Here is a 7,343-nt window from a genome sequence, read left to right as displayed (position 1 = left end):
ACGGGCCGGGGCGGGGCAGACAGCGGCTCGGCGGGCAGATGCCGAACGGGCCGGTGGTCGGCGGTCGACCTCTCGGCCGCCAGCGCCCCGGCGGCCGGGTGCCCGGCGGACCGGCGGACCGCGGACGGCTGCTCGACAGGTGAAACCCCGGCCGACCGGTACTCGGCGGACGGAACCTCCGCAGGCAGGGCTCCGACAGGCCGGTGGGCGACAGGCAAAGCCCCGGCCGGCCGGTAGGCGGCGGACGGGTGCTCAGCCTCCTGGCGCGCGGAAGGCGGCGCCTCGGCGGGCAGGGCCTTGGCGGATAGGTGCTCGACCAGCGGGCGCCCGGCAGGCGGGGCTCCAGCGGACCGGTGGGGGACGGACAGGCCCCCGGCTGCCCGGCGCCCGGCGGACAGCGCACTGAGCGACCCGTGCCCGGCAGACGGCGCCTCACGGGGCAGGGCCTCAACGGCCTGCTGCTCGCCGGACGGCACGCCGACAGACCGGCGCTCGACGGGCGGCGCCTCCGCAGGCGGGGCCCCAACAGGCCCGTGGACCACGGACGGGCCCCCGGCCGCCCGGCGCCCGGCAGGCGGGACCCCGACGGACCGGTGAACGGCGGACGGCTGCTCGGCCGCCCGGCGCCCGGCAGGCGGGGCCTCAGTGGGCAGGGCGTCGACGGGCTGCTGCTCGCCGGACGGCGCCCCGACAGGCCGGAGCTCGACGGGAGGGGCCTCGGCGGGTCGGGGGGCGGCCGGCAAGGCTCCGGCGGGCCGGGGAGCGGCTGGCGGGAGCTCGGTGGGGCGATGGGGGACGCGGCCCAGGCGGACGGTGTCATCGGTTCTCAGGTCGGCGGCCTCGCCGGGGCGGGCGTCCGGTGAGCGGGTGAGGTTGGTCAGGCCGTCCCGGAAGAGCCGGTCCACCGCGACGGTCGGTGAGGAATCCTCCTCCGGGGGGCCGCCGTCCCGGGTCCTGGCCGCCTCTTTGCCGCCCTTCCCTCCGGCCGCCGCACGCCGGGGGACGGCCCGGTCCCCGCTGCGGGCGGTGAGCGCGGACAGCGCGGTCGCGGCGGACGCACCGGTCGCGACCGCGGCCGGAAGGGCGAGGGCGGGCGCGGGCTCCCGCTCCCGGTCGGCGACGGCGGTCCGGCCGGCCTCCTGCTGCTGCAGTGCCGCCTCCGGTGCCGCCTTCTCCGGTGCCGCCGGGGCCTTCGACGGCCGGGCCGGTTCGACGGCCGTCGGCACGGTGGCCCGGGGGGCGGGCTGCTCGACCACCCGGTCGGCGAGTTCGTGCAGCAGGATGCCGTGCCGGTAGGCGAGTTCGCCGATCTCGGTCCGCCCGATCCCGGCCACCGCGAGCCCCGCTCCGCCGTCCCGGCGGACCTGCGCGCCGTGGCCCGTCAGCAGGTCGGCGAGCCGGGCCATCTGTGGCCCCCGGACGGCGACTTCGGGAGTCAGCCGGGTGCGCCGGAACTCCGCCACCGGCTGGTCGGCCGCCATCCGGCCCTCGTCCAGGGTGATCACCCGGTCGGCGAACCGCGCGGCCTCCTGCGGGGTGCGGGTGGTGACCAGCACCGTGCCGCCGGCGGCGCCGAACGAGCGCAGGAAGGAGTGGAACCACTCCACGTTGCGCGGGGAGAGCCCCTCGGTGGGCGCGTCCAGGAGCAGCGTGGCGGGTTCGCCGAGCAGTGCGGCCGCGAGGGCGAGCCGGCGGTGCATCCCGGGCGAGAAGGTGCGCAGGCGCTGGTCCGCGACGGCGGCGAGCCGGATCTGCTCCAGGAGTTCATCGGCCCGCTGGGCCGGCACCCCGACCGCCGCCGCCAGCATCCTGAGGTGCCCCCGGGCCTTCCGGCCGGGGTGTCCCACGATGTCCGCCGCCCCGGTCGTCCCGCCCGGTCCGGCGAGGACCACGCCGACCTCGCGCTCGGGCCGCCGCAGCCGGCGGTAGGTGCGGCCGGCGAACAGCGTGACGCCCCGGCCCCGTTCGAGTTCCAGCATCAGCCGCAGCGCGGTCGTCTTTCCCGCGCCCTCGGGGCCGAGCAGCGCCGTCACGGTGCCAGGACGGGCCTCGAAGGTCAGATCCAGCACCGCCGGTGGAACGCCCCGGCGGTAGACCTTGGTCAGTCCGGTGATCTGGATCATCGCTGGCTGCTCCCATGCCCTCGGCCGAGCTGGTCCGTGCGGCGCCGGATCGCGCCCGCACGGTTCCGCGCCAGCACATTAGGGGTCCGCGGCGGCGATTCCGGGCATTACGGGAGCGGCACGGGCCCACCGCCCGCACACCTCACCCGATCAGGGGACAATCCGATCCTGCCACCGAGACGCGCGGGCCACCGGAGGCGATGGCTCAGGACTCCGGGCGCAGCATCGGCGGGTTGAGCACATTGGCCCCGCCTGAGGTGAACAGCTGGGCCGGTCGCCCGCCCTGACGGGTCGTCGTCCCGCCCGAGGGCAGCAGGAAGCCGGGGGTGCCGGTCACCTTGCGGTGGAAGTTCCGCGGGTCCAGGACCACGCCCCAGACCGCCTCGTAGACCCGGCGCAGCTCGCCGACGGTGAACTCGGCCGAGCAGAAGGCCGTGGCGAGCGAGGAGTACTCGATCTTGGAGCGGGCCCGCTCCACCCCGTCCGCCAGGATCAGCCCGTGGTCGAAGGCGAGCGGGACGCCGTCGACCTGGTGGGGGCCGAGGAGTTCGGTGACCGGGGCCCAGCGGGCGCCGCTGGCGTCGCCGCCGGCGCGCGGGGTCGGCAGGTCGGGGGCGAGCACCAGGTAGGCCACGCTGACCACCCGCATCCGGGGGTCGCGCTGGGGGTGGCCGTAGGTGGCCAGCTGTTCCAGGTGGGCGCCGGCGGTGCCGGGCCCGACGGCGTCGTGGCCGGGGGCGGAGTGGGCGCGCAGGCCGGTCTCCTCGGCCAGCTCCCGCGAGGCGGCCTCGGCCAGTCCCTCGTCGGGGCGCACGAATCCCCCGGGGAGCGCCCAGTAGCCCTGGTAGGGCGGCTCGCCCCGGCGGACCAGCAGGGCACAGAGCGCGTGCTCGCGCACCGTCAGCACGACCAGGTCGACCGTGACTGCGAACGGGGGAAAGGCCGACGGGTCATAACGCGACATGGCGACGATCATAGTCGTCTCTCTGACGATAAGCACAGGCCCGCGTACGGACCGTACTGCGGACCGTGCCGCGGCGGCCCCTCCCGCCGACCACCCGCGCGGGCCGGTGGAGTCCGGCCCGCGCCCGGGCGGCGGGGGCGCAGGCGGCGTCAGCGGGCCACCAGTTGGAGTTCGGCGGACGCCTCCTCGACCATCGCCACGCCGATCCGGCTGACCCGCACCGAGAACGGCTCCCCGGCCACCCGCAGCCCCGTCAGTTCCAGTTCCCCGAGCGGCGCGGTGCTGGCCGGGCGGACCAGCACCCGCCCGCCGGGGACGTCCGGCCGGACACCGGCGAGCGCGAACAGCGCGTGCGCGGCGCCGGCGGCCGAGACCGCCGCCGGGCGGCAGGCCCCCGGGTGCGGCACCGGCGGGGAGCCCGGCGTCCACTGCTCCCCCGCGTACATCTCGGGCAGCCGGCCCTCGAAGTGGGCGGCGGCGGCGAGCAGGCCCTCCAGCAGGGCCCCGGCCTCGTTCTCGTGGCCGGTCTCCACGAGTCCGGCGATGGCGAGGGCGGTCTCGTGGACGCGCACCGCTCCGCTGCGGTGGCCCAGCGGGTTGAACCTGGGCGACTTGGCGCTGAGCGTGCGCAGGCCCCAGCCGCTGTCGAGTTCGGGCGCGGCCAGCCGCTGGGCGAGCAGCCTGGTCTGCTCGCGGTCCAGCAGGCTCTCGTGCCGGCCGCCGTCGGCGGACAGACCCGGGTCGAGGAGGTGGACCAGGGTGGCGGCGACGGCGGGCAGCGGCTGGCCGCCCGGGGCGAGCCCGGCGGCGGGGCGGCCGCCGGAGAGGTCGTCCACCCAGAACCGTTCGCGGAAGCGGCGGCGCAGGGCGGCCGCCCAGCCGCGCCACTCCTCGGCGCCGGGCCGGCCGAAGGCCTCCAGGAGGTCGGCGCCGTGCAGGGCGGCCCGGTGCGCCTGTGCCTGCACCTCGGCCCTCGCCGGCACCGGCTGGGCCGACCGCTCCTCGACGGGGCGGCTCAGGTCGGTGACGAAGCCGTCCACCAGGCCCTCGCGCAGCGCGCCGAGCGCGCGCTCCGCGGCCGGGAGGAGTTCGGCCACCTCCGCCCGGGGCAGGCCCCAGCGCCAGGCCTCGGCCAGCACGGTGACGAACAGCAGGGTCGCCTCGGTGGCCGTGCAGGTCGGCGGCAGCTCGGGGCCGCCGTGCCGCAGCGCGCCGGGCAGCAGCCCCTCCGGGCGGCGGGGGCCCTGGCCCGGTGCGCCGCCCGGCTGCTGACGGCGGGCCAGCGCGCGCAGGGTGCCAGCGGCCAGCCGGGTTCCGAGCGGCAGCGTCAGCCGGGCCGCCCAGAGCGCGTCGGCCGGGGCGAGGCCGAACCGCCAGGGCGCGCCGGAGGCCAGGTAGAGGTCGGTGGGCCGGTCGGAGTCGGCGAACAGCAGCCCGCCGAGGGCGTCCAGGGAGCGCGACACCACCAGCGCCGCGCGCGGGTCGTCGCAGCGCACCTCGGGCTCCGCCCACGGGAGCGGGACCCCGGTGCCGCGGCCGCCCGGCGGGCGCGGGGCGGGCGCCGTGGCCTCCAGCGCGGCCCTCAGCTCGACCGACCAGCGGGCGCCCGGCGGGACCTCCAGGTCCCAGCGCAGCACGCCGGCTCCGGCCATCACCGCGTGCGGCGAGGGCTGGGCGCTGACCGTGGCGCTGTGCGTGGGCCCCGCCCAGCGCAGCCCGGCCGACTGCACCTGGCCGGGCAGGTCCGGAGGCCGGTGACCGGCGGCGATCTCGCCGACCGGGCCGAGGTCGGTGGCGAGCGCGATCTCCAGCGGCAGCCGGGCCGGGCGGCTGCCGGCGTTGCGCACCGTGACCGTCTCGACGCCATCGGCGTGGCGCAGCCGCTCGACGGTGAGCGCCGGATCCGGGTCGAGGTCGCCGGGGAGGCGGACGGCGCCCAGGAAGCGGGCCTGGGCCGCCGAGGTCAGGGTGCCCTGGAGCGGGAGCGGCTCGATCCCGCCGAGGCGCAGCTCCATCCGGGCCACCACCCGGACGCCGGAGCGGTAGAAGCCGTGCAGGCCGTGGCCGCGCAGCTGGCCGTCGGGCCCGGAGGCGGCCATCGCGGGCGCGTTCACGCAGAGCACCGCGTGGTGGGTGGCGGCGGGCTGCGGGCGCGGCGGCCCCGGCCGGGCCGGGCCTCCGGGGCCGGCCGGCTGGGCCTGGTCCGGTCGGCCGACCGGTCTCGGCGCGCCGACCACGCTCTCGGCGGGCGCGGCCTGTGGTGGCCTCATCGCGGTCACCGGACTCTCCTCCCCTCGGCGGTCCGGTGGCCGGTCAGGGCCGGTGGGCCGCGAGCGTGTTCGATCGCGTGCGTGCTGGTGCCGGCCGGCGGACACCCCGCCGGCCGCTTTGTCGTGTCTGGCCGTACCCGGTGCCGGGCCGTGCCAAGCGGTGCCCGGTACCGAGTCGGTACCGGCCCCGCGTCGTTCATCCCCGGCCGTCGTCCCGCCCGGGTGGCACCGCGCCCACCCGGCGCGCCGCCGGGCCCCGCCCCGCCCGCGCCGGTGACGGCGTGGTACCCGGGTCCGGCGCGGCGCCCCGTCCCCCGAGGGCGGTCGGCGCCCGGGCACAGGGCCCCCGGAGTGAACGCCGGAGACCGGCGACAGGTCACGCCCGCCGGGCCGCCCGGGCCCGGTTGCCGTCCGGGCGCCGGAACCGCCGGCCGGACGGCTGCCGCTGTCGGTCCGTCGTGCCCGGCCGCACCGGCCCGCCGGGTGGGCGGTCGCGGGCGGTGGCCGTCGGGGCGGCCCCGGGCCGCGGTCAGGATACGGTGCGGGGGCCCCGGCCCCACCACCGGCAACCCCGGTCGAGGCCGACGCGACCGCTGTGACCAGCAGAGACCGAGGAGTTGTATGTCCACCGCCAGCCGGCTGCCCGGGATTGCCTTCACCGACCACGTCTTCCAGGTGCCGCTCGACCACACCGCCCCGCAGGGCGAGCAGATCGAGGTGTACGCCCGGGAGGTGGTCGCCTCGGGCCGCTCCGAGGGTGCCGACCTGCCGTGGCTGCTGTTCCTCCAGGGCGGCCCGGGCGGCAAGGCCGGCCGCCCGCTCGGCCGGGACGGCTGGCTGGAGCGCGCGCTCGACGACTACCGGGTGCTCCTGCTCGACCAGCGCGGCACCGGGCGGTCCACGCCCGCCACCCGGCAGACCCTGGCCAGGCGGGGCGGCGCCAAGGAGCAGGCGGAGTACCTGGCGCACTTCCGGGCCGACTCGATCGTGCGGGACGCCGAGCTGATCCGCCGCCGGCTGCTCGGTGACGACCGCCGGTGGAGCGTGCTCGGTCAGAGCTTCGGCGGCTTCTGCACCCTCACCTACCTCTCGATCGCTCCCGAGGGACTCGACCAGGCCTTCATCACCGGTGGCCTGGCCGGCCTGCGCAGCTCCGCCGACGACGTCTACCGGGCCGCCTACCCGCGCGTCGTCCGCAAGAACGAGGGCCACTACGCGCGCTTCCCGCAGGACGTCGAGGCGGTGCGGCGGATCGCCGCGCACCTCGCCGACGCCCCCGCCGTCCTGCCCGACGGCGGGCGGCTCACCGTCGAGGCGTTCCAGGCGCTCGGGCTGCTGCTCGGCGGCGGCAGCGGTTCCGGGACCCTCCACTACCTGCTGGAGGAGGCCTGGGTGGAGGGCACGGACGGCCCCGAGCTCTCCGACACCTTCCTCGCCGGCGCCCAGGCGCAGCTCTCCTTCGCGCAGGGCCCGCTCTACGCCGTCCTGCACGAGTCGATCTACGGCCAGCGCTCGGTGGACCCGGCCGGCACCGGCTGGTCCGCCGCGCGCGTCCGCGCGGAGTTCCCGGAGTTCGACGCCCGGGCCGCGCTGGAGTCCGGCGCGCCGGTGCTGTTCACCGGGGAGATGATCTACCCCTGGATGTTCGACACCGACCCGGCGCTGCGCCCGCTGAAGGAGACCGCGGAGTTGCTCGCCGCCCGCACCGACTGGGCCGACCTCTACGACCCGGCCCGGCTGGCCGCCAACGAGGTGCCGGTGGTGGCGGCGGTCTACCACGACGACATGTACGTCGACACCGCCGACTCGCTGGCGACCGCGCGGGCCGTGCGGGGGCTGCGGACCTGGGTCACCAACGAGTGGGAGCACGACGGCCTGCGGGTCAGCGGCGGCAAGGTGCTGGACCGCCTGATCGCGATGGCGCGCGGCGAGGCGTAGCGCGCCACCGGCACCGGAGGCCGGGCGGAACGGGCCGGGCCGGGGGCG

At 78.1% G+C, this 7,343-nt stretch carries 4 protein-coding genes; 1 reads left to right on the top strand and 3 read right to left on the bottom strand.

Annotated features, from left to right (window positions below; translation table 11 throughout):
- From ABD308_RS15160 to ABD308_RS15150, 3 genes are all read right to left on the bottom strand, one after another.
- The coding region (locus ABD308_RS15160; protein WP_344333812.1) for an ATP-binding cassette domain-containing protein at positions 1-2,123 on the bottom strand (2,123 nt) is incomplete at its 3' end.
- 205 nt (positions 2,124-2,328) lie between these two features.
- Positions 2,329-3,087, bottom strand: coding sequence for an NUDIX hydrolase (locus ABD308_RS15155; protein ID WP_344333811.1), 759 nt, complete (start codon positions 3,085-3,087; stop codon positions 2,329-2,331).
- A 149-nt stretch (positions 3,088-3,236) separates the two neighbouring features.
- On the bottom strand, positions 3,237-5,357 hold the full coding sequence (locus tag ABD308_RS15150; RefSeq protein ID WP_344333814.1) for an amylo-alpha-1,6-glucosidase: 2,121 nt from the start codon (positions 5,355-5,357) through the stop codon (positions 3,237-3,239).
- A 621-nt stretch (positions 5,358-5,978) separates the two neighbouring features.
- Between ABD308_RS15150 and ABD308_RS15145 the strand changes: the two genes are divergently transcribed.
- On the top strand, positions 5,979-7,295 hold the full coding sequence (locus tag ABD308_RS15145; protein WP_344333809.1) for an alpha/beta fold hydrolase: 1,317 nt from the start codon (positions 5,979-5,981) through the stop codon (positions 7,293-7,295).
- Positions 7,296-7,343 lie beyond the last annotated feature (48 nt).

This window comes from Kitasatospora putterlickiae (genome assembly GCF_039527695.1).
Taxonomy (GTDB): Bacteria; Actinomycetota; Actinomycetes; order Streptomycetales; family Streptomycetaceae; genus Kitasatospora; species Kitasatospora putterlickiae.
This window is presented reverse-complemented; position numbering and strand designations above follow the sequence as displayed.